Source organism: Streptomyces sp. YIM 98790 (assembly GCF_011421595.1).
Taxonomy (GTDB): Bacteria; Actinomycetota; Actinomycetes; order Streptomycetales; family Streptomycetaceae; genus Streptomyces.
Genome location: NZ_WTLH01000114.1, coordinates 1 through 19,948, shown reverse-complemented (window position 1 = coordinate 19,948; position 19,948 = coordinate 1). Strand labels below are relative to the sequence as shown.

General features: G+C 72.7%; 17 protein-coding genes. 15 read left to right on the top strand and 2 right to left on the bottom strand.

The genetic code is table 11. From position 1 onward, the window contains the following. From GQS09_RS18505 to GQS09_RS18480, 6 genes are all read left to right on the top strand, one after another. Positions 1 to 805, top strand: an 805-nt coding sequence (locus GQS09_RS18505) for an EAL domain-containing protein (RefSeq protein WP_207957996.1), incomplete at its 5' end; no start/stop codon positions are given. Between the two features lie 434 nt (positions 806 to 1,239). Beyond that, complete coding sequence (locus GQS09_RS18500; RefSeq protein WP_165987660.1) at positions 1,240 to 3,090, top strand: acetolactate synthase large subunit; 1,851 nt, start codon at positions 1,240 to 1,242, stop codon at positions 3,088 to 3,090. Positions 3,091 to 3,147: 57 nt separating this feature from the next. Beyond that, complete coding sequence (gene ilvN, locus GQS09_RS18495; RefSeq protein WP_093839473.1) at positions 3,148 to 3,672, top strand: acetolactate synthase small subunit; 525 nt, start codon at positions 3,148 to 3,150, stop codon at positions 3,670 to 3,672. A gap of 220 nt (positions 3,673 to 3,892) precedes the next feature. After that, positions 3,893 to 4,891 (top strand): ketol-acid reductoisomerase, encoded by a 999-nt coding sequence (gene ilvC / locus GQS09_RS18490; protein ID WP_165987659.1) that lies wholly within the window; start codon positions 3,893 to 3,895, stop codon positions 4,889 to 4,891. Between the two features lie 258 nt (positions 4,892 to 5,149). Then, positions 5,150 to 6,742, top strand: a complete 1,593-nt coding sequence (gene serA / locus GQS09_RS18485; protein WP_165987657.1) for a phosphoglycerate dehydrogenase — start codon at positions 5,150 to 5,152, stop codon at positions 6,740 to 6,742. Between the two features lie 314 nt (positions 6,743 to 7,056). Then, a complete protein-coding gene (locus GQS09_RS18480; RefSeq protein ID WP_165987655.1) occupies positions 7,057 to 7,437 on the top strand; it encodes a hypothetical protein in 381 nt (126 codons plus the stop codon). Positions 7,438 to 7,706: 269 nt separating this feature from the next. Here GQS09_RS18480 and GQS09_RS18475 read toward each other — a convergent pair whose 3' ends face one another. Then, on the bottom strand, positions 7,707 to 8,888 hold the full coding sequence (locus GQS09_RS18475; protein ID WP_165987653.1) for a CdaR family transcriptional regulator: 1,182 nt from the start codon (positions 8,886 to 8,888) through the stop codon (positions 7,707 to 7,709). A 176-nt stretch (positions 8,889 to 9,064) separates the two neighbouring features. On the opposite strand from GQS09_RS18475, the gene GQS09_RS18470 reads away from it, so the two are divergent. From GQS09_RS18470 to GQS09_RS18435, 8 genes are all read left to right on the top strand, one after another. Next, the gene (locus GQS09_RS18470; protein ID WP_165987651.1) at positions 9,065 to 9,991 is read left to right on the top strand and encodes a proline dehydrogenase family protein; all 927 of its coding nucleotides are present in this window, start codon (positions 9,065 to 9,067) and stop codon (positions 9,989 to 9,991) included. 44 nt (positions 9,992 to 10,035) lie between these two features. Beyond that, on the top strand, positions 10,036 to 11,685 hold the full coding sequence (gene pruA / locus GQS09_RS18465; protein ID WP_165987648.1) for an L-glutamate gamma-semialdehyde dehydrogenase: 1,650 nt from the start codon (positions 10,036 to 10,038) through the stop codon (positions 11,683 to 11,685). A gap of 397 nt (positions 11,686 to 12,082) precedes the next feature. After that, complete coding sequence (locus GQS09_RS18460) at positions 12,083 to 12,220, top strand: hypothetical protein (RefSeq protein WP_165987646.1); 138 nt, start codon at positions 12,083 to 12,085, stop codon at positions 12,218 to 12,220. A gap of 94 nt (positions 12,221 to 12,314) precedes the next feature. Next, positions 12,315 to 13,358 carry a 3-isopropylmalate dehydrogenase gene (locus tag GQS09_RS18455; protein ID WP_165987644.1) on the top strand — a complete coding sequence of 348 codons (1,044 nt, stop codon included), beginning with the start codon at positions 12,315 to 12,317 and terminating at the stop codon, positions 13,356 to 13,358. A 301-nt stretch (positions 13,359 to 13,659) separates the two neighbouring features. After that, entirely contained in the window at positions 13,660 to 14,763 is a 1,104-nt protein-coding gene (locus GQS09_RS18450) for a branched-chain amino acid aminotransferase (protein WP_165987642.1), read from the top strand. A 304-nt stretch (positions 14,764 to 15,067) separates the two neighbouring features. Then, on the top strand, positions 15,068 to 16,708 hold the full coding sequence (gene cimA, locus GQS09_RS18445) for a citramalate synthase (RefSeq protein ID WP_165987640.1): 1,641 nt from the start codon (positions 15,068 to 15,070) through the stop codon (positions 16,706 to 16,708). Positions 16,709 to 16,929: 221 nt separating this feature from the next. Further along, positions 16,930 to 18,525: an acyl-CoA carboxylase subunit beta gene (locus tag GQS09_RS18440; protein ID WP_165987638.1), complete on the top strand. Its 1,596-nt coding sequence runs from the start codon at positions 16,930 to 16,932 to the stop codon at positions 18,523 to 18,525. A gap of 38 nt (positions 18,526 to 18,563) precedes the next feature. Beyond that, positions 18,564 to 18,779 (top strand): acyl-CoA carboxylase epsilon subunit, encoded by a 216-nt coding sequence (locus tag GQS09_RS18435; RefSeq protein WP_165987636.1) that lies wholly within the window; start codon positions 18,564 to 18,566, stop codon positions 18,777 to 18,779. Positions 18,780 to 18,960: 181 nt separating this feature from the next. On the opposite strand, the gene GQS09_RS18430 is transcribed toward GQS09_RS18435, so the two are convergent. After that, positions 18,961 to 19,164 carry a hypothetical protein gene (locus GQS09_RS18430; protein ID WP_165987634.1) on the bottom strand — a complete coding sequence of 68 codons (204 nt, stop codon included), beginning with the start codon at positions 19,162 to 19,164 and terminating at the stop codon, positions 18,961 to 18,963. A gap of 603 nt (positions 19,165 to 19,767) precedes the next feature. On the opposite strand from GQS09_RS18430, the gene GQS09_RS28685 reads away from it, so the two are divergent. Next, the coding region (locus GQS09_RS28685) for a hypothetical protein (protein WP_207957995.1) at positions 19,768 to 19,948 on the top strand (181 nt) is incomplete at its 3' end.

The following is a 19,948-nucleotide window of genomic DNA, read 5'->3' as shown; positions in this document are numbered from 1 at the left end:
CGGCGCGGGGGAGCGGGCGGGAGCCGCGCGCCCCCCGGCGGAGCCGTTGCCGGGCAGCCCGGTGCGGGCCTACAGCGGCGGCTTCCGGCTGCTGCACCAGCCCGTCGCCGCCCTCGCCGACGGCCGGATCACCGCGCTCGCCGCGGTCGCCGACTGGCGCGGCGGCCCTCCGCAGCCCTCCGCCGACCTCAGCCGCTGGCTGCTGGAGGAGGCGGTGGCCGCGGCCGGGCGCCGCGCCCGGCAGGGCCGGGGCCTGCCGGTCCGGGTGCCGGTCGGCGCACCCCGGCTGGCCGACCGTGTTCTGGCCCCCGGCGCCGTGCAGACCCTGCTCGACCGGCACGCCGTCCCGCCCACCGCGCTCACCCTGCTGCTGCGCCAGGCGGACGCCTGCCTGCACGCCCCGGAACTGCTGCGCCGCCTCACCGACCTGCGCACCCTGGGCATCGCCGTCTGCCTGGACGGCTACGGCTGCACCGGCCCGTCCCCGGCCGTGCTGCACCGGCTGCCGCTGACCGCCGTCCGGCTGGGCCGGGAGCTGGTCGCGCCGCTGCCGGAGAGACCGGCGCTGCGCACCCTCACCTCGGGGCTGCTCCGGCTGGCCGACGGCGAAGGGCTGGCCACCTCCGCCGAGGGCGTGGACCTGCCCGGGCAGGCGGAGGAGCTGCGCGCGCTGGGCTGTGCCGAGGCACAGGGCCGTGCGTTCGGCGAGCCGCTGGACGAACCGGAGCTGCGGGAGACCCTCGCCCACGCCCTTCCGCACGGACACGTACGCCCGAATAGTGAGACTTCACTCCGGCTCGCTTGACACACGACCCACAGCGGGAGGAAGGTCAGTGCCATGCGCACCCGAATTCTCGTACTTTGCAGGCGCGTCGGCTGACCCCGGGACGGACATCCCGCGGCCCGCACCGACGCGCCCCCCTCGCATGCCTGACGGCACGAGGGGTTTTTTGTTGCACGGACTGACCGTGACCGGGCCCCGCGACAGCCGCGGGGTTCCGCGCCCGGCGATCCACGGCGGCAGGACACCCCGGCGGAGCCGCACGGCGGCACCGGCACCCGCCGCGCAGGCGGGGGAGAGGCTCTAGAGACTCCCCCTAGCGGCGGCCCGCATCATGCTGAGCACCCCGCACGGTCCGGTCACCACCGGCCCCGCCGGCTCCGGCCCGTCCCGTCCGCCCCCGAGCACCGCACCGCACCCGCACAGCGTCACACCCTCACTCTCCGGGAAGAGAACCGATGACCGAGCAGGCCACCGAGGCACCGAAGCCACACCCACGGGCCCCCCGGGCCAACGCGCCGCAGCCCGTCACCGTCGAGCGCCTGACCGGCGCCCAGTCCTTGATCCGTTCCCTCGAAGCGGTCGGCGCCGACACCGTGTTCGGCATCCCGGGCGGGGCCATCCTGCCCGCCTACGACCCGATGATGGACTCCACCAAGGTCCGGCACGTGCTGGTGCGCCACGAGCAGGGCGCCGGCCACGCCGCCTCCGGCTACGCCCTCGCCACCGGCAAGGTGGGCGTCTGCATGGCCACCTCCGGCCCCGGCGCCACCAATCTGGTGACGCCGATCGCCGACGCCCACATGGACTCGGTCCCGATGGTCGCCATCACCGGCCAGGTGGCCAGCCCCTCGATCGGCACCGACGCCTTCCAGGAAGCCGACATCTGCGGCATCACCATGCCGGTCACCAAGCACAACTTCCTGGTCACCGACCCGGCCGAGATCCCGCGCACCATCGCCCAGGCCTTCCACCTGGCCGCCACCGGCCGCCCCGGCCCGGTCCTGGTCGACATCGCCAAGGACGCCCTGCAGGCGCAGACCACCTTCAGCTGGCCGCCCTCCCAGGACCTGCCCGGCTACCGGCCGGTCAGCCGGCCGCACGCCAAGCAGATCCGCGAGGCCGCCCGGCTGCTGGGCGAGTCCCGCCGCCCGGTGCTGTACGTCGGCGGCGGTGTCATCAAGGCGGGCGCCTCCGCCGAGCTGAAGGAACTGGCCGAGCTGTCCGGGGTGCCGGTCACCACCACCCTGATGGCGCTGGGCGCGCTGCCCGACGACCACCCGCTGCACCTGGGCATGCCCGGCATGCACGGCTCGGTCACCGCCGTCACCGCACTGCAGAAGTCCGACCTGATCATCGCGCTGGGCGCCCGCTTCGACGACCGGGTCACCGGCAAGATCGACTCCTTCGCGCCCTACGCCAAGATCGTCCACGCCGACATCGACCCGGCCGAGATCGGCAAGAACCGCACCGCGGACGTGCCGATCGTCGGCGACGTCAAGGACGTGCTGCGCGAGCTGTCCGCGGTGCTGCGCGAGGAGCAGGCGGCCGGCCGCGCCCACGACTTCGGCGCCTGGCGGGAGCTGCTGGACCGCTGGCGCACCACCTACCCGCTGGGCTACGACCTGCCGGAGGACGGCAGCCTCTCCCCGCAGCAGGTCATCGAGCGGATCGGCCGGCTCGCCCCGGAGAACACCGTCTACACGGCGGGTGTCGGCCAGCACCAGATGTGGGCCGCCCACTTCCTCAACTTCACCCGGCCGGGCACCTGGCTGAACTCCGGCGGCCTGGGCACCATGGGCTACGCCGTGCCGGCCGCGCTCGGCGCGAAGGCGGGCCGCCCGGACGCCACGGTCTGGGCGATCGACGGCGACGGCTGCTTCCAGATGACCAACCAGGAGCTGGTCACCGCCGCGCTCAACGGGCTGCCGGTCAAGGTGGCCATCATCAACAACGGCGCGCTGGGCATGGTCCGCCAGTGGCAGACCCTGTTCTACAACCAGCGCTACTCCAACACCACGCTGCACTCCGGGCCGGACGACGTGGCGCCCGACCTGAAGGGCACCCGGGTGCCGGACTTCGTCAAGCTGGCCGAGGCCATGGGCTGCGTCGGCCTGCGCTGCGAGGACCCGGCCGATCTCGACTCGGTCATCGAGAAGGCCAACTCCATCAACGACCGCCCGGTGGTCGTGGACTTCATCGTCCACGAGGACGCCATGGTGTGGCCGATGGTCGCGGCCGGCACGTCCAACGACGACATCATGGCCGCCCGCGGGGTCCGTCCCGACTTCGGCGACCTGGACGACTGACCCGAGATCCGACCAGCCGAGACCGCCGAGACCGAGTCCGCAGAGGTAGCAGCCCCCATGTCCAAGCACACGCTCTCCGTCCTGGTGGAGAACAAGCCGGGTGTCCTGGCCCGGATCACCTCCCTGTTCTCCCGCCGGGGCTTCAACATCGATTCCCTGGCCGTCGGCACCACCGAACACCCCGAGGTCTCCCGCATCACCATCGTGGTCAACGTGGAGGACCTGCCGCTGGAACAGGTCACCAAACAGCTCAACAAGCTGGTCAATGTGCTCAAGATCGTCGAGCTGGAGCCGTCAACCGCGGTGCAGCGCGAACTCGTCCTGGTGAAGGTCCGCGCGGACAACGAGACCCGCTCCCAGATCATCGAGATCGTGCAGCTGTTCCGTGCCAAGACGGTGGACGTCGCCCCCGAGGCGGTCACCATCGAGGCCACCGGCAGCGCCGACAAGCTCGACGCCATGCTGCGCATGCTGGAGCCGTTCGGCATCAAGGAGCTGGTCCAGTCCGGCACCATCGCCATCGGCCGCGGCGCCCGGTCCATCACCGACCGCTCGCTGCGCGCCCTGGAGCGCTCGGCCTGACGTCCGGCCCGGCCCGGCCCGGTTCGGCCCCGGTTCGGCCGCTTCCGGGCCGGGCCGCCCGACCGGGATCCGGTCCGCGTCCGACCGGATGGCGAGACCCTTGACCCCTGCAGCCGCGCACACGGCATACGGTGTCCGCACGCACGCGGACACCGGCGCCGGGCGGAGCCAGCCGCGCGGCACCCCTACCGCACTGCACCCATACGAGGAGAAAACCGAAGTGGCCGAGCTGTTCTACGACGACGACGCCGACCTGTCCATCATCCAGGGCCGCAAGGTGGCGGTCCTCGGTTACGGCAGCCAGGGCCACGCCCACGCGCTGTCGCTGCGCGACTCGGGCGTCGATGTCCGGGTCGGCCTGCCCGAGGGCTCCGCCTCCAAGGTGAAGGCGGAGGAGCAGGGCCTGCGCGTGGTCACCCCCGCCGAGGCCGCCGCCGAGGCCGACGTGATCATGATCCTGGTCCCGGACCCGGTCCAGTCCAAGGTCTACGAGGAGTCCGTGAAGGACAACCTGAAGGACGGCGACGCGCTGTTCTTCGGGCACGGCTTCAACATCCGGTTCGGCTTCATCAAGCCGCCGGCCAACGTGGACGTCTGCATGGTCGCCCCCAAGGGCCCGGGCCACCTGGTGCGCCGCCAGTTCGAGGAGGGCCGCGGCGTGCCGTGCATCGTGGCCGTCGAGCAGGACGCCACCGGCAAGGGCTTCGACCTGGCCCTGTCCTACGCCAAGGGCATCGGCGGCACCCGGGCCGGCGTGATCAAGACCACCTTCACCGAGGAGACCGAGACGGACCTCTTCGGCGAGCAGGCGGTGCTGTGCGGCGGTGCCTCCGCCCTGGTCAAGGCCGGCTTCGAGACCCTGGTCGAGGCCGGCTACCAGCCGGAGATCGCCTACTTCGAGTGCCTGCACGAGCTGAAGCTCATCGTCGACCTGATGTACGAGGGCGGCCTGTCCAAGATGCGCTGGTCGGTCTCGGAGACCGCCGAGTGGGGCGACTACGTCACCGGCCCGCGGATCATCACCGACGCCACCAAGGCCGAGATGAAGAAGGTGCTGGGCGAGATCCAGGACGGCTCCTTCGCCAAGCGCTGGATGGCCGAGTACCAGTCCGGCCTGCCGAAGTACAACGAGTACAAGGACGCCGACGCCGAGCACCTGCTGGAGACCACGGGCAAGGAGCTGCGCAAGCTGATGAGCTGGGTGAACGACGAGGAGTGAGCCCCCGCCACCGGGCCCCGGCCGTGCACCGCACCACGCGCGGCCGGGGCCCGGCGGGCTGCCGCCGTACCGGCGCTCCACGCCCGGCCGGACGCCTCCGGGCAGCGGTTCCGCTGCGCCGCCGCGCCGTTACACTGCACCCAAGCGCGTCACAGGCTCACAGCGTCGTGCGTCTTCACACGCGGCTGCCTACGACCTCCATCGCCACCGGCCGTCGGGACGCGGCCACCGCAGAGGACAAGCGAGGACCAGATCCAAGTGAGCAAGCCCGTCGTACTCATCGCTGAAGAGCTCTCCCCCGCCACCGTGGACGCGCTGGGCCCGGACTTCGAGATCCGGCACTGCGACGGGGCGGACCGCCAGGACCTGCTGACCGCCATCCGGGATGTGGACGCCATCCTGGTGCGCAGCGCCACCAAGGTGGACGCCGAGGCGATCTCCGCGGCCCGCCGGCTGCGGGTGGTGGCCCGCGCCGGAGTGGGCCTGGACAACGTGGACGTGGCGGCCGCCACCAAGGCCGGCGTGATGGTGGTCAACGCGCCGACGTCCAACATCGTCACCGCCGCCGAACTGGCCTGCGGCCTGATCGTCGCCACCGCCCGGAACATCCCGCAGGCCAACGCCGCGCTGAAGAACGGGGAGTGGAAGCGCAGCAAATACACCGGCGTGGAGCTGGCGGAGAAGACCCTGGGCGTGGTGGGCCTGGGCCGGATCGGCGCCCTGGTGGCCCAGCGCATGGCGGGCTTCGGCATGAAGATCGTCGCCTACGACCCCTACATCCAGCCCGCCCGGGCCGCCCAGATGGGCGCCAGGCTGATGAGCCTGGACGAGCTGCTGGAGATCGCCGACTTCATCACCGTCCACCTGCCCAGGACCTCCGAGACGCTGGGCCTGATCGGGGACGAGGCGCTGCACAAGGTCAAGCCCGGCGTGCGGATCGTCAACGCCGCCCGCGGCGGCATCGTGGACGAGGCCGCGCTGGCCAGCGCCCTGAAGGAGGGCCGGGTGGCCGGCGCCGGGCTGGACGTCTTCGCCAAGGAGCCGTGCACCGACTCCCCGCTGTTCGAGTTCGACAACGTGGTGGTCACCCCGCATCTGGGCGCCTCCACCGGCGAGGCCCAGGAGAAGGCGGGCATCTCGGTGGCCAGGTCGGTGCGGCTGGCGCTCGCCGGTGAACTGGTGCCGGACGCGGTCAACATCCAGGGCGGCGTGATCGCCGAGGACGTCAAGCCGGGTCTGCCGCTGGCCGAGAAGCTGGGCCGGATCTTCACCGCGCTGTCCGGCGAGGTGGCGCAGCGGCTGGATGTCGAGGTGCGTGGCGAGATCACCCAGCACGACGTCAAGGTGCTGGAACTCTCCGCCATCAAGGGCGTGTTCGAGGACGTGGTGGCGGAGACGGTGTCCTACGTCAACGCTCCGCTGTTCGCCCAGGAGCGCGGCGTGGAGGTGCGGCTGACCACCTCTTCGGAGTCCCCGGACCACCGCAACATGGTCACCGTGCGCGGCACCCTGACCAGCGGCGAGGAGGTCTCGGTGGCCGGCACCCTGGCCGGTCCCAAGCATCTGCAGAAGATCGTCGGGATCGACGACTACACCCTCGACCTGGCGGTCGCCGAGCACATGGCCTTCTTCCGCTACACCGACCGCCCGGGTGTGGTCGGCACGCTGGGCCGGATGCTGGGCGACGCCGGGGTCAACATCGCGGGCATGCAGGTGGCCCGGCTCACCGAGGGCGGGGACGCGCTGATCGCGCTCACCGTGGACGAGACCATCCCGTCCGGGGTGCTTGCCGAGATCGCCGAGGAGATCGGCGCCTCCTCCGCCCGCGTGGTGGACCTCACCGACAACTGAGCGGCGGCCTCCGCGGGACGACGGCGCGGCGGACCCCCGGCCCGGATTCCCCGGACCGGGGGTCCGGCCGTTCCTGCTTCCGGTGCGTCCTGCTTCCGGTGCGTCCTGCGTCCGGTGAGCACGCCGGAACCGTCCGTACGGTATGACAATTTCCCCCGAAAGTGGTCAGAGAGGGATATCCCTCACCCGGATGGGGAGTATTGCTCACAGAACGTGGCCGAGGGGCCGGCCGCCGGGGGCGCGCCATCGGCGCGCGTCCCCGGCGGGCCCGGCGTCCGGCCGCCGGCAAGCCGGACGAGCCCGAGGGGGTCCGCATGCTCTCCCGCGCGACGGTCACCACCGGGCTCTGTGCGTCCCTGCCGGCGGCCGGCGGCACCGCCACGGCTCCTGCCGCCGCCCGCGCCGCGGCCCCTGCCCCCGCTCCCGCGGCCGGGCTCCCCGGGTCCGGCACCGCGTTCTCCCGTCCTTCGTCGGCCGGGGCTGCCGCCTTCGCCTGCACGGACGCCCCCGCGGACATCCTGGAGCCGAACGGGCAGCTCACGCCGACCGTGGGCCCCGCGCACACCGGGCCGGACGGTCCCCGGGCCCGGCCGGATCACACCGGGGCCGAGGGGCTCGCCGAGTCCTCCGGCCCCTCGGGCGGGGATTCCCCGGCCGCCGCCATCGAGACGTTTCCGGTCCGCGTGGGTGGCTGAACCGGGCCGCCGGGTCTCCCTCCCCAGTGGCCCGGCGGCCCACGGCACCGGACCGGCCCGTCCGTCCCCCCGGGGCGGGCCGGTCCGGCCGTCTCCTTCCGCGGAACCCGGGCAGGCCGTCCAGCCCGGCGACGCCGACGGCGTGGTGGTGCCGAGGGGCACGTTCCCGGTCATGGCCGGCGGCCTCCGGCCGGAGCACGGGCCGGCCGGAGGCCGCCGGCACCACCGCCGTCCGTGCCCGTCCGCGCATCAGGCGGCCCGTCCCCGTATCAGGACGGAGCGGCCGGGGAGAGGCGGGCGGTCTTCAGGGCGAGGTGCAGCAGCAGCCGGTCCTCGCCGCCGTCCAGGGACAGGCCGGTGAGCGCCTCGATCCGGGACAGGCGGTAGTAGAGCGTCTGCCGGTGGATGCCCAGCGCGGCGGCGGCCCGCGCGGCCTGCCCGGCGCAGTCCAGATACACCTCGGCGGTGTGCGCCAGCCCGGCGTGGGCCGGGGACAGCAGACGCCGCACCGACTCGTCCGGCGGCAGTTCCGCGGGCAGGGCGGTGAGCAGGCGGTAGGGACCCAGCTCCGCCCAGTGGGCCACCGGGCCGAGCCGCGGTTCGGCCCGGGCGGCACGCGCCGCGGCGGTGGCCTGCCGCCAGGCCTCCGGCAGATCCGCCAGCCCGCCCGGCGCGGTGACCGCCGCGCCGATCCCGGCCACCGGTCCGTCGCCCGCCCAGGCCCGCAGCCGCTCGGCCACCGACCGGGCCGGGGCCGGACTGTCCGCGGCGCGCAGCCGCACCAGGACCGCCAGCGGCGCCGGGGAGCCCGGCGGCTCCAGCCCTGCCGGCACCGTGGCGGTGACCAGCCCCGGCACGGCGGCCGGGGTGGCCTCCGGCCCGCCGTCCGCGTGCCACGGGGTGAGAGCGACCAGGGCCAGCGGACCGGTCAGGGCCGGTGAGGCGCCCGCGGCCAGCGCCTCCGCGGCGGCCGGTACCGCGCCCGGTGGCGCGGTCAGCAGCGCCGCCAGCAGGTCGCCCAGCCGGGCGCCCGCCCGCGCGTCCGCGGCCAGCAGATCCCCGACCCGGGCGGCGGTGTCCATGGCCTCCCGCAGCCGCGGGTCGTCCAGCCCCAGCGCGCCGTCGTCCAGCAGCCAGAGGTAGCCGTGCACCACGCCGCCGTGCCGGGCCGGCAGGCAGATCCGGCCGTGCAGCACCCCGGCCGCCGGATCCGGCGGGATGCGCACCGGTCCGCGCGCCCGGGTGATGCCGAAGCTCTCGAACCACTCCCGCACCGCCGGGGTGGAGCCGCGCCGCAGGATGGAACGGGCCCGCACCGGGTCCAGCGCCCGCTCGTCCTCGCTGTCGTGCGCGGCGAAGGCGATCAGCCCGAAGTCCCGCCCTTCCAGCGTCGCGGGCGTGCCCAGCAGGGCCGAGACCTCGTCTGTCAGTCTCTGGTACTCCTCGCGCATGCCGCCGTCCGTCCCTGGGTGTGCTCACCCATTCTGCGGCATCCGCCACCGTTCTTCATACAGATGTCTGAGATCCTGCGCACGAATGCCAGACAACTGTCGATAGGCGGCGATCCGCGACATTCTTAGGTTCTCGGGTAGCTCACCTGCCGCTTCTCCCTGCCCGGAGGTGCCCGATGCTCGGACCCGTGCTGCTCGCCGCGGCGCGCAGCGACACCATCCGCCGCGCCGTCTCCGCGGCTCCGGTCACCCGCCCGGTGGTGGACCGCTTCATCGCCGGAGAGCGGCTGGACCAGGCCCTGGCGGCGGTGCGCACCCTCACCGGCCGCGGCCTGACGGTCACCCTGGACCACCTGGGCGAGGACGTCACCGACCCCTCCCAGGCGCTGCGCGCCCGCGACGCCTGTCTGGCGCTGGCCGAGGCGCTGCGCTCGGAGGGGCTGGGCGAACGCGCCGAGCTGTCGGTGAAGCTCTCGGCCCTCGGCCAGGCGCTGCCCGGCGGCCACGACATCGCCCTGCGCAATGCCGAGCGCGTGGCCGAGGCCGCCGCCGAGGCCGGCACCTGTGTCACCCTGGACATGGAGGACCACACCACGGTGGACTCCACGCTGGCGGTCCTGGCCCAGCTGCGCCGCCGCTTCCCGGCCACCGGTGCCGTGCTGCAGTCCTACCTCTTCCGTACCGAGGAGGACGCCCGCGCACTGGCCGGGGAGGGCTCCCGGGTGCGGCTGGTCAAGGGCGCCTACAAGGAGCCCGCGGCCGTCGCCCACCAGGACAGGCACCAGGTGGACCGGGCCTATGTGCGGTGCCTGCGCATCCTGATGGCCGGCCGGGGCTACCCCATGATCGCCACCCACGACCCGCGGATGGTGGCCGTCGCCCAGGAGCTGGCCCGCCGCCACGGCCGCAAGACGGACGAGTACGAGTTCCAGATGCTCTACGGCATCCGGGAGAACGAACAGCTCCGGCTGGCCGCCCTCGGACACCGGATGCGCGTCTACGTGCCGTACGGCAGCGACTGGTACGGCTACTTCATGCGGCGGCTGGCCGAGCGGCCCGCCAATCTCGCCTTCTTCCTGCGGTCGCTGGCCACCCGCCACTGACCCCGCAACCGCCGACAACCCCCACCCCGAAGGAGCCCGAGGCCATGGACGCCGTGACCCAGGTACCCGCGCCGGTCAACGAGCCGGTGCACACCTACGCGCCCGGCACCCCGGAGCGCGCCCGCCTTGAGCAGCAGCTCAGGGAGCTCGCCGAGAACCCGGCCGAGCTGCCGCTGACCATCGGCGGCGTCAAGCGCATGGGCGGCGGCCAGCGTTTCGACGTGGTGCAGCCGCACGACCACAAGAAGGTGCTCGGCACCTTCGCCAACGCCACCGAGCAGGACGCCAGGGACGCCATCGAGGCCGCGCTGGCCGCCGCGCCCGCCTGGCGTGCGCTGCCCTTCGACGAGCGCGCCGCGGTCTTCCTGCGCGCCGCCGCGCTGCTGGCCGGCCCCTGGCGGGAGCGGGTGGCCGCCGCCACCATGCTCGGCCAGTCCAAGACCGTGCAGCAGGCCGAGATCGACACGCCCTGCGAGCTTGTCGACTTCTGGCGGTTCAATGTCCACTACGCCCGGGAGATCCTGGCCGAACAGCCGGTGACCAACGAGCGGGGGGTGTGGAACCGGCTGGACCACCGCCCGCTGGAGGGCTTCGTCTACGCCATCACCCCGTTCAACTTCTCCGCCATCGCCGGCAACCTGCCCACCGCTCCGGCGCTGATGGGCAATGTGGTGATCTGGAAGCCCTCGCCCACCCAGACCCGGGCCGCGGTGCTGCTGATGGAGCTGCTGGAGGAGGCGGGACTGCCGCCGGGCGTGATCAACCTGCTCACCGGTGACGGGCTGGCCGTCTCCGAGGTGGCGCTGCGCCACCGGGATCTGGCCGGCATCCACTTCACCGGCTCCACCGCCACCTTCCAGCGGCTGTGGCGGACGGTCGGCGAGAACATCGCCCACTACCGGACCTATCCGCGGCTGGTCGGAGAGACCGGCGGCAAGGATTTCCTGGTCGCGCACTCCTCGGCCGATCCGGCGGTGCTGCGCACCGCCATCACCCGCGGCGCCTTCGAGTACCAGGGCCAGAAGTGCTCGGCGCTCTCCCGTGCGTACCTCCCCGCCTCGCTGTGGGACAACGGCCTCCGGGAGGAGCTCGTCGCCGAGGTGGAAGGGCTGTCCATGGGGCCGGTCACCGAGCTGTCCCACTTCATGTCCGCGGTGATCGACGAGCGGGCGTTCGCCAAGAGCAAGGCCGCCATCGACCGGGCCCGGACCGACCCGAGCTGCGAGATCGTGGCCGGCGGCGAGTACGACGACTCGGTGGGCTACTACGTCCGCCCGACCGTGATCGTCTGCTCCGACCCGGAGAACGAGGTCTTCACCACCGAGTACTTCGGGCCGGTCGTGGCCGTCCACGTCTACGACGACACCGACGACGGCGACGGCGCGAAGTACCGGGAGGTGCTCGCCCAGATGGAGTCGGTGGCGCCGTACGGGCTGACCGGCGCGGTGGTCGCCCGCGACCGCGCGGCCATCGCCGAGGCCTGCGAGACGCTGCGCTACGCGGCCGGCAACTTCTACATCAACGACAAGCCGACCGGCGCGGTGGTCGGGCAGCAGCCCTTCGGCGGCGGACGGGCCTCCGGCACCAACGACAAGGCCGGTGCCAAGCAGAACCTGATGCGCTGGACCCAGACCCGCGCCATCAAGGAGAACCTGGCCCCGCCGACCGACTACCGCTACCCCCACATGGGGTGACACGCCCGGGCGGCGGGGCGGCCGCCCCGCCCCGCCGCCCCGCCGCTCCCGGCCGAAGGGCGCTGCGCGTCCCGCCCGCCCCGCCACAGGGGCGGGCTCAGCGGCATCCTCCGCCGGGAGCGCCGCAGGCGGCCGCGGAGCCACAGGGGCGGGGGTGCGCCCGGGGCGTGAGGGGGCTCACTGTCCACATACTAGGACGGTCAAGTATTTGGGCAGACATCACTGCTTCCGGCGGCTACTTTTGTGGAAAGCCGATCGTCACGCTCCATCAGCGTCGGCGGAGTCCGGCGCGGTGCCATTCCGGGAGACCCCCGCCGCACCCTGCGCCCCCGCCCTTTCCGGCTGCTCGTCAGGTTCCCGATGCCACCCTGCCGACGCAGATCCAAGGAGCTGTCCCATGCCCGTCGCCGCCGCCCCCAAGACCCGTCGCCGTCACACCGCCCGACCGGACGCCGCCGCGGCCCGCAAGCAGGCCGCCGCCGCGCTGCAGCGCGCCCTGGACCGCCGGGACAACGGCGGCCTCGCCGCCGCCTGACCGCGCCCCCCGCGACCGGTCGCCCCGGGCCCCGTCGAGGTCCGCATGGTGGACGGGGCCGGACCGGAAGCTGGGACGGCGTTAGGGTCCCCCCATGGCTCGCAGCATCAATCTCGCGGTGATTCCCGGTGACGGCATCGGCCCGGAGGTGGTCGCCCAGGGACTGAAGGTCCTCGGCGCGGTCCTCCCCTCCGACGTCAAGCTGGAGACCGCCGAATACCGACTCGGCGCCCAGCGCTGGCACGCCACCGGCGAGACCCTCCCGGACGACGAGCTGGAGCGGCTGCGGAGCCATGACGCGATCCTGCTGGGCGCGATCGGCGACCCCTCCGTGCCCTCCGGCGTGCTGGAGCGCGGTCTGCTGCTGAAGCTGCGCTTCTCCTTCGACCACTACATCAACCTCCGCCCCAGCCGCCTCTTCCCGAACACGGCGAGCCCGCTGGCCGGCGACCCGCAGATCGACTTCGTGGTGGTCCGCGAGGGCACCGAGGGCCCGTACGTGGGCAACGGCGGCTCGATGCGCACCGGCACCCCCGCCGAGGTCGCCACCGAGGTTTCCCTGAACACCGCCTACGGCGTGGAGCGCGTGGTCCGCGACGCCTTCGAGCGCGCCCGGACCCGCCCGCGCAAGAAGCTCACCCTGGTGCACAAGAACAACGTCCTGGTGCACGCCGGCCACCTGTGGAGCCGCACGGTCGAGCGGATCGGCCGCGAATACCCCGAGGTGACCACCGACTACCTGCACGTCGACGCCGCCACCATCTTCATGGTCACCCAGCCCGAGCGGTTCGACGTGATCGTCACCGACAACCTGTTCGGCGACATCCTCACCGACCTCGCCGCCGCCATCACCGGCGGCATCGGCCTGGCCGCCTCCGGGAACATCAACCCGGCCGGCGCCTTCCCCTCGATGTTCGAGCCGGTGCACGGCTCCGCCCCGGACATCGCGGGCACCGGCAAGGCCGACCCCACCGCCACCGTGCTCTCCGTCGCCCTCCTGCTGGGCCACCTCGGGTACCACGCCGAGGCCGCCCGCATCGAGGAGGCGGTCACCGCCGACCTCGCCGCCCGTTCCGCCGCCACCGCGCGCACCACGGACCAGATCGGCGACGCGCTGGCCGCGCGGGTATCCGGCTAGCCGGCCGGCTGCCACCCCAGCCCAGCGGCCGGTTCCGGGCCGCTGGGCAATCCGGCGGTCCGGTGCCAGTATCGGGACAGGTCCCACCCTCGTCCGACCCGTTCCGTTCCCGCAGCACCGCCCGAACTCCGGGCCGCCGATTCCCCCGCACCGGGTGCATGGCGCCCGCCCCGCGCGATAATCAGACGGGGCCGCCGTCTACCCCAGTGCTTGGACGTCCTACTACCGCCGGCCGGCCGGCGCGCCGAGACCTCCGGGGGAGCGCGGTCCGCCCGACCAGTACAGCGAAGGACGCGCACACATGACGACCCCGCGGATCGAGTTCGACCTCAAGCCCTCCGCCCACACCCTCCCGGACGCCGAGCGCGAGGCCATCCTCGCCAGCCCCGGCTTCGGCCGCCACTTCACCGACCACATGGTCACCATCCGGTGGACCGAGGGCCGCGGCTGGCACGACGCACAGCTGCGCCCGTACGCCCCGCTGGAGATGGACCCGGCGAACATGACCCTGCACTACGCGCAGTCCATCTTCGAGGGGCTGAAGGCGTACCGGCAGCCGGACGGCGGAGTGGCCACCTTCCGCCCGGAGGAGAACGCCCGCCGCTTCCAGCGCTCGGCCCGCCGGATGGCCATGCCCGAGCTGCCCGTGGAGACCTTCGTGGAGGCCATCGACCTGCTGGTGCGGCAGGACCGGGCGTGGGTGCCGGGCCAGGGCGAACAGTCCCTCTACCTGCGGCCGTTCATGTTCGCCAACGAGGTGGGACTGGGTGTCAAGCCGGCCAACGAGTACCTGTTCATGGTGATCGCCTCCCCGGCCGGCGCCTACTTCGCCGGTGGTGTCAAGCCGGTCACCGTCTGGCTCTCCGAGGAGTATGTGCGCGCCGCCCCCGGCGGCACCGGCGAGGCCAAGTGCGCGGGCAACTACGCCGCCTCGCTGGTCGCCCAGGCCGAGGCCGCCCAGCAGGGCTGCGACCAGGTGGTCTGGCTGGACGCCGTGGAGCGCCGCTGGATCGAGGAGATGGGCGGCATGAACCTGTACTTCGTGCGCGGCAGCGGCGCGGACGCGGTCATCGAGACGCCGGAGCTGACCGGCACCCTGCTGCCCGGCATCACCCGGCTCTCCCTGCTCCAGGTGGCCGAGGACCTGGGCTACCCCACCGCCGAGGTGCGGCTGTCCACCGACGACTGGCGCGAGGGCAACGCCGACGGCTCGCTCTCCGAGGTGTTCGCCTGCGGCACCGCCGCGGTGATCACCCCGGTCGGCGCGGTGAAGTCGCGCCGTGCGTCCTGGACGGTGGGCAGCGGCGAGCCCGGCCCGGTGACCCTGCAGATGCGTGAGCGGCTGCTGGCCGTCCAGACCGGCCGTGCCGAGGACACCCACGGCTGGATGCACCGCATCGTCTGACGATCCCACGGTCGTAGGGCCGTACGGCCCTACGACCATGCCGTCGTACCGCCCAGGGGCCTCTGTCCGGATGGTGAGACGGGGCGGGTGGTGGATGCAGCCGCCCGTCCCGTTGTGGGACACTCCCACCGTGCACTCGTTCACCATGATTATCGGTGACAGCGCGCCGGTCCGCAGTGACCGCTGAATCGCCGTACTTCCGGCGGCAGCGGAACACCTTGCCGTCGACCCGCGCGCAGACCTCTCGCATCCGCGAGGGGTCTTTTCGTTTTCCGGCACCCTCCCGACAGGAGTCACACGGCCCATGAGCACCGACGCCTCGGATACCGCCCCGGACGCCCCAGCCCGCCCCGGGCGGGACGACTTCCACGTCTTCGACACCACGCTGCGCGACGGCGCCCAGCGCGAGGGCATCAACCTCACCGTCGCCGACAAGCTGACCATCGCCCGCTTCCTGGACGAGTTCGGGGTCGGCTTCATCGAGGGCGGCTGGCCGGGCGCCAATCCCCGGGACACCGAGTTCTTCCAGCGGGCCCGCCGGGAGATCGATTTCCGTCACGCCCGGCTGGTGGCCTTCGGCGCCACCCGCAAGGCCGGCACCACCGCGGCCGGCGACCCCCAGGTCCGTGCCCTGCTGGACTCCGGCGCCCCGGTGGTCTGCGTGGTGGCCAAGTCGCACGACGCCCATGTCGCCCAGGCGCTGCGCACCACCCTGGAGGAGAACCTCGCCATGATCGGCGACACCGTGGCGCACCTGCGGGAGCAGGGACGCCGGGTGTTCGTGGACTGCGAGCACTTCTTCGACGGCTACGCCGCCAATCCGGAGTACGCCAAGGAGGTGGTGCGCACCGCGCACTCCGCCGGTGCCGAGGTGGTGGTGCTGTGCGACACCAACGGCGGCATGCTGCCCGCCCAGGTGCAGGCCGTGGTGCGCACCGTGCTGGCCGACACCGGCGCCCGGCTGGGCATCCACGCCCAGGACGACACCGGCTGCGCGGTGGCCAACACGCTGGCCGCGGTGGACGGCGGCGCCACCCATGTGCAGTGCACCGCCAACGGCTACGGCGAGCGGGTCGGCAACGCCAACCTCTTCCCGGTGGTCGCCGCCCTGGAGCTGAAGTACGGCCGCAAGGTGCTGCCGGAGGGCGCGCTGAAGGAGATGACCCGCATCTCGCACGCCATCGCCGAGGTGGTCAATCTCACCCCGGCCACCCACCAGCCCTATGTCGGGGTCTCCGCCTTCGCCCACAAGGCCGGGCTGCACGCCTCCGCCATCAAGGTCAATCCGGACCTCTACCAGCACATCGACCCGGAGCTGGTCGGCAACTCCATGCGGATGCTGGTCTCCGACATGGCAGGCCGGGCCTCCGTGGAGCTCAAGGGCAAGGAACTGGGCTACGACCTGTCCGGCTCGGGCAACCGCGAGCTGGTCGGCCGGATCGTGGACCGGGTCAAGGAGCGCGAGCTCCAGGGCTACACCTACGAGGCCGCCGACGCCTCCTTCGAACTGCTGCTCCGCGACGAGGTGCAGGGCCGCTCCCGCCGCTTCTTCCGGCTGGAGGGCTGGCGCACCATCACCGACCAGCGCACCGACGGCACCGTGGCCAACGAGGCCATCGTCAAGCTGCGCGTGAAGGGCGAGCGGATCGTCTCCGCCGGGGAGGGCAACGGCCCGGTCAACGCCCTGGACCGGGCGCTGCGGGCCGGACTGGAGCGGTTCTTCCCGCATCTGGCCCGGCTCCAGCTGGTGGACTACAAGGTCCGCATTCTGGAGGGGACCCAGGGCACCTCCTCCACCACCCGGGTTCTGGTCACCACCAGTGACGGCACCGGGGAGTGGTCGACGGTGGGCGTGGCGGGGAATGTGATCGCCGCCTCGTGGCAGGCTTTGGACGATGCCTACACCTACGGCCTGCTGCGGGCCGGACTCGTGCCGTCGGAGTGAACCGGCCGGGCGGCGCGGCGCGGCGGTCCGCGGGTGCCCGGTGTGACGCGATGGGCGGGTTTTATGGAAACCCCATAACGCCTGCCCCTCCAGCACTGTACGGTCCGGAGAACTTCTGGAGTCGGGGCCGCCGGTTCTGTCCGGCAGGACCATCAAAACGCGGCGGAGACTGTACGAATCTGACGAGGAGCTCCGGGCATCCCATTTCGTAGGGTCTATACATGACCGATCACGCTCAGACAGTGGCCCCGGAAGCGCCGGCGGAAACCGACGCCCGCGGCCGGGTGGCCGAGCTGCATGCGATCCGTGAGCAGGTCGTCCGGGGTCCGGGGGAGAAGGCCACGGCGGCGCAGCACGCCCGGGGCAAGCTGACCGCGCGCGAGCGCATCGAACTGCTGCTCGACGAGGGAACCTTCCGTGAGGTGGAGCCGCTTCGCCGGCACCGTGCCACCGGCTTCGGCCTGGAGGCCAAGCGGCCGTACACGGACGGCGTGATCACGGGCTGGGGCACCGTGCACGGCCGGACGGTGTTCGTCTACGCGCACGACTTCCGGATCTTCGGCGGGGCGCTGGGCGAGGCCCACGCCACCAAGATCCACAAGATCATGGACATGGCCATCGCCGCCGGGGCGCCGCTGGTGTCCCTCAACGACGGCGCCGGCGCCCGGATCCAGGAGGGCGTCTCCGCGCTGGCCGGCTACGGCGGCATCTTCCAGCGCAACACCCGGGCCTCCGGGGTCATCCCGCAGATCTCGGTGATGATGGGCCCCTGCGCGGGCGGCGCCGCCTACTCCCCGGCCCTGACCGACTTCGTCTTCATGGTCCGCGAGACCTCGCAGATGTTCATCACCGGCCCGGACGTGGTCAAGGCGGTCACCGGCGAGGACATCACCCACAACGGGCTGGGCGGCGCCGATGTGCACGCCGCCACCTCCGGGGTGGCCCACTTCATCTACGACGACGAGGAGAGCTGCCTGGAGGAGGTCCGCTACCTGCTCTCCCTGCTGCCGCAGAACAACCGGGAGAACCCGCCGGCCCAGACCACCGAGGACCCGGTGGAGCGGCGCACCGACTCCCTGCTGGACCTGGTGCCCGCCGACGGCAACCGGCCCTACGACATGCGGCAGGTGATCGAGGAGCTGGTGGACGACGGGGAGTACCTGGAGGTCCACGAGCGCTGGGCGGGCAACATCATCTGCGCGCTGGCGCGGATGGACGGCCATGTGGTGGGCATCGTGGCCAACCAGCCGCAGTCGCTGGCCGGGGTGCTGGACATCCACGCCTCGGAGAAGGCCGCCCGCTTCGTGCAGATGTGCGATGCCTTCAACATCCCGATCCTCACCCTGCTGGACGTCCCCGGCTTTCTCCCCGGAGTGGACCAGGAGCACGGTGGGATCATCCGCCACGGCGCCAAGCTGCTGTACGCCTACTGCAACGCCACGGTGCCGCGGATCTCGGTGGTGCTGCGCAAGGCCTACGGCGGCGCGTACATCGTCATGGACTCCCAGTCCATCGGCGCCGACCTGACCTTCGCCTGGCCCACCAACGAGATCGCGGTGATGGGCGCGGAGGGTGCGGCCAATGTGATCTTCCGGCGCCAGATCGCCGCGGCGGACGACCCGGACGCCGCCCGCGCCCGGCTGGTCAAGGAGTACAAGTCGGAGCTGATGCATCCCTACTACGCGGCAGAGCGCGGCCTGGTCGACGACGTGATCGACCCGGCCGAGACCCGTGAGGTGCTGATCCGCTCGCTGGCCATGCTCCGCAGCAAGCACGCCGACCTGCCGTCCCGCAAGCACGGCAACCCGCCCCAGTGACCGTCCGGCCACCAGAGCGCCATGTGAAGGAGAGGGCCATGAGCACCGACCCCCGACTCGTCCGTGTGGAGAAGGGAGAGGCCAGCGAGGAGGAGCTGGCCGCCGTCACCGCGCTGCTGCTGGCCCGGGCCCAGGCGGCCGGCGGAGCGGACGACGACCGCGCCGCCGCGGGCCGGGACGGCCGTTCCACGGCCGGCTGGCGCCGCCTGGAGCGCACCCCCGGTTTCCGCGCCCCGCACAGCTGGCAGGGCTGAGCCCGCCGGCCCCGTTCCGCCGGCCCCGTTCCGCCGGTCCCGTTCCGCCGGTCCCGTTCCGCCGGTCCCGCCCGGTCCGCCTGTCCGCAGCGTGGGACGCGGCGCACGCGAAGGCCCCCGCCGTGCCAGAGTGCCCGGCGGGGGCCTTGTGCGGCGGTGCGCCGGTCGCCCGGCGCAGCGCTCAGCCGGTCATGACGCCGTTGTCAGCCGTTGTCACGGGGGTTTCCACAAGGACGGTGCGCGCCGGGTTGGCGGTGCTGCTGGGCAGCTCCGCCGACGGGCGCCGGGCCGCCACCGACGGCTTGAGCTCGTCGGCGCTCTCCAGATGCACCAGGGTGGTGCGGCGGGGGTTGGCGAGCATCCGCATCGGAATGGTGGTCTTCACGGAGTTGTCCTCTTGTGTGGTCCTTGACGGGGCCTTGACACATCCGGCCGTTCTGTACAGCCGTAGACCTCCGAGGGTAGGCGGTGCATTGCCGGCGCCGCCGCACAACGGCTCACCACCCCCGTGTGAGTTTCCTCACCGGAGCCCCCGCAAAAGGGATGATTCCGGCAGGGGGCCTCACGTGTCAAAACGGGACGGACCAGGACGGAATCGCCGGTTCCCCTGCCGATCCGTCCGCACGGTGCGAGCCCCGGGCAAGGCAAGGTCATGTCCAGCATCCGGAACGGAGCTGGGCAAACGCCCGGTTTGCCGCCGTGCTTCCGCTCCCCGCGCTCCACACAGGGTGATGAGCTCCGCGCACAGGGTCAAAGATGTCACGGGAGTGTCCCGAGCCCTTGTTGGAGGTCTCGGCACTGTGCTGGAATTCCACGGACCGCCGCGAGACATACGGCCGATGCAGCGGGCGAACGGCCCGCTCCGCACCACGGCCGAACAGGGAGACGCGCCGGTTGTCCACGACCGTCGGAAGCACCCGGGGCTTCCGGCTCGATACCGTCACGCCGCGCGCGGCGAGGCGCCTGGTCCAGAGGTTGCGACGCTAAAGTGCAGGGACGTTTCAAGAGGGAAGGCAGCGCGACAGGCGACGCGGGGCTGAGCGGCCCACCGGGCCGCGGCTCCTCGCCCGACCGTGTCCACGCGGTCCAGGCCGACGAGATGCCCTCGCCGGCCGCGGACGGCGGCGCGCGCACGCCCGCCGTGCCGCCCGCCGCCACCGGCGACCGCG

Excerpts from the sequence above, each read along its gene's own strand:
- ilvN (WP_093839473.1), top strand. The coding sequence starts at position 3,148 with ATGTCCAAGCACACGCTCTCCGTCCTGGTGGAGAACAAGCCGGGTGTC.
- GQS09_RS18460 (WP_165987646.1), top strand. The coding sequence starts at position 12,083 with ATGCCCGTCGCCGCCGCCCCCAAGACCCGTCGCCGTCACACCGCCCGA.
- GQS09_RS18440 (WP_165987638.1), top strand. The coding sequence starts at position 16,930 with ATGACCGATCACGCTCAGACAGTGGCCCCGGAAGCGCCGGCGGAAACC.
- GQS09_RS18470 (WP_165987651.1), top strand. The coding sequence starts at position 9,065 with ATGCTCGGACCCGTGCTGCTCGCCGCGGCGCGCAGCGACACCATCCGC.
- GQS09_RS18450 (WP_165987642.1), top strand. The coding sequence starts at position 13,660 with ATGACGACCCCGCGGATCGAGTTCGACCTCAAGCCCTCCGCCCACACC.
- GQS09_RS18500 (WP_165987660.1), top strand. The coding sequence starts at position 1,240 with ATGACCGAGCAGGCCACCGAGGCACCGAAGCCACACCCACGGGCCCCC.
- GQS09_RS18435 (WP_165987636.1), top strand. The coding sequence starts at position 18,564 with ATGAGCACCGACCCCCGACTCGTCCGTGTGGAGAAGGGAGAGGCCAGC.
- GQS09_RS18475 (WP_165987653.1), bottom strand. The coding sequence starts at position 8,888 with ATGCGCGAGGAGTACCAGAGACTGACAGACGAGGTCTCGGCCCTGCTG.
- pruA (WP_165987648.1), top strand. The coding sequence starts at position 10,036 with ATGGACGCCGTGACCCAGGTACCCGCGCCGGTCAACGAGCCGGTGCAC.
- GQS09_RS18455 (WP_165987644.1), top strand. The coding sequence starts at position 12,315 with ATGGCTCGCAGCATCAATCTCGCGGTGATTCCCGGTGACGGCATCGGC.
- cimA (WP_165987640.1), top strand. The coding sequence starts at position 15,068 with ATGAGCACCGACGCCTCGGATACCGCCCCGGACGCCCCAGCCCGCCCC.
- GQS09_RS18480 (WP_165987655.1), top strand. The coding sequence starts at position 7,057 with ATGCTCTCCCGCGCGACGGTCACCACCGGGCTCTGTGCGTCCCTGCCG.